General features: G+C 43.3%; 2 protein-coding genes. Both read right to left on the reverse strand.

Features of this window, described 5'->3' with window-relative positions; all coding sequences use genetic code 11:
- A partial coding sequence (locus R7040_RS26755; protein ID WP_318097629.1) for an SgrR family transcriptional regulator occupies positions 1-384 on the reverse strand: 384 nt, incomplete at its 3' end.
- 158 nt (positions 385-542) lie between these two features.
- The gene (locus tag R7040_RS26760) at positions 543-680 is read right to left on the reverse strand and encodes a hypothetical protein (protein WP_276434398.1); all 138 of its coding nucleotides are present in this window, start codon (positions 678-680) and stop codon (positions 543-545) included.
- Positions 681-691 lie beyond the last annotated feature (11 nt).

Consider the following 691-nt stretch of genomic DNA (forward strand, 5'->3'; position numbering starts at 1 on the left):
AGAAATGAGAATGGCGTTTTTAGACTCATTCAGCTCGTTCACTTTTTCCGATGCAATCGTAAGCGAACGAACCGCCGTTTGGCCGAACCAATCGATAAGCTTTGTTATCGAATTCATTCTGCCCCTAGCAAGCTCTTCCACCAAAAACTCGGTCATCGCTTGTTGCAAAGTAATGGTGATACTCAAACGGCTTGGGTTGCTTCGCCCAATCGCCGGTTGCCAATCCACCCAACCGTAAGCCGCCAGCTTTTTCATCACAATGGAAACGTTACGTCTGGACGTGCAAATCACAGATTCGAGTTCGCTAAGCGTCACTAAATGATGCTTATGCGGTTCAAAATGTTTGAGCAGAAAATCTAAATATCTAAGATTTACATCGTTCACAGTGCTTCCTGAGCGTTTTTCTAAAAACCAAAAATAACACAGGAAGCTTAGTGACCAAACTTCCTGTGTCATATCTATATGAATTCAAACTGAGGGCTTAACTGAACAAACAACAGCACACCGCTTGGGTTAAGCCCAAAGAACTTGAATAAAAATGCTTAGAAACGGTAGCTCATACCGACAGAGAACGCGCTGATTTCTGCTTCAACGGTGACTTTTTCACTGCCTAGTTTCGCTACGTCTAACTCAGGTTTCATGTATTCCCATTCAACCTGTAGTGCTAGATTTTTTGTGATCGCGAACTCAG

The organism is Vibrio sp. 1069 (assembly GCF_033340555.1).